Origin of the sequence: Collinsella aerofaciens (assembly GCF_015557435.1) — a bacterium.
GTDB classification, from domain to species: domain Bacteria; phylum Actinomycetota; class Coriobacteriia; order Coriobacteriales; family Coriobacteriaceae; genus Collinsella; species Collinsella aerofaciens_Z.
In genome coordinates this window covers 1-1,071 of the sequence record NZ_JADNOH010000071.1, presented here as the reverse complement: position 1 = coordinate 1,071, position 1,071 = coordinate 1, and the positions used below count along the sequence as shown (strand labels likewise).

General features: G+C 59.1%; 1 pseudogene. It reads right to left on the bottom strand.

From position 1 onward, the window contains the following. Positions 1 to 92: 92 nt before the first annotated feature. A pseudogene (locus tag I2G43_RS10535) lies at positions 93 to 1,071 on the bottom strand (hypothetical protein); the annotation flags it as partial.

Sequence of the window (1,071 nt, the reverse complement as noted above, 5' to 3'; positions counted from 1 at the left end):
TTCATGGAAAATCCCCCTAATCTAGCAACGGTTTAGAGTCTACTAGATTGGGGGGGACGGGGGCCAAGCCGATAAAGGTAATTAACCATCAGCTATTTAATCAGACAAACATGCTGATTGATCTCGGCCGGATTTGAATAGTTGTAGATAGACGAAATCTGATTGGCGGGCGATGAGGAGTGCCACATCTTATTATCACGGGGATTGTCGCCCCAGAAAAACCCGATATGGCAATCGACGTTAGGAGCAGTCTTAAAGAATATGACGTCGCCCTTTCTTGCCAACCCACTATTCAGCAGATCCTGCACCTTGTTGAACTCATAAACCTTTGAGCCGGAATCAATCGCATAACCGTAAAAACGCCAAGCATTGATATAGCTACCGCCACCGGGGCCTCCAGCCCAAGGAGAATGGTTATTATTTGCGGCTACCGCTGCAAGATTGCCGCCGCATTTCGACCATGCGTGGGCGACAAAACCGGTGCAATTCATACCAGAGTATCCATCCCAACGCCTCTCACCATTGGGATAGGTGCAGGTAGGAATAGAGAATCCAGTGGAATATGGAGTCCCGAGGTAGTAGCCGTCATATTGATGTTGGGTAAGCCAAGTAACGAGTCTGATCCGCGGAACGCCAATCACTTTCTCATCAGCAACGTCTCTGTACGCGCCCTCCGTGGGGCCCGGTGCCGCCGAGCCCTTCGCGAGGATGCGGACCTGGAGCGCCTCGACGCGGTAGCCGATGCCGGTCGTGCCGGCGCGGGCCCCGTCGCTGGCCCAGCCGAGCCAGCCGTAGTCCTGCACGTAGGCGCGGTACCACACGTCGTAGTACTCGGAGAGGTCGCCGGTCAGGCGCATCTTCACGCACTCGACCGCCCTGCCCTGTCCGGTGGTGCCCGCCACGGCGCCGCCCGAGACCTCGTCCTGCCAGCCGACGCCCGAGACGTGGGCGCTGTAGGACAGGCCGCCGGAGACCGGCGAGGAGACCTCGGCGGCGATCGCCTCGACGGCGCGGGCCTGGCCGGTCGTGCCGGCGGTGCCGCCGTTGCCGACGGCGGGCTGCCAGCCGACG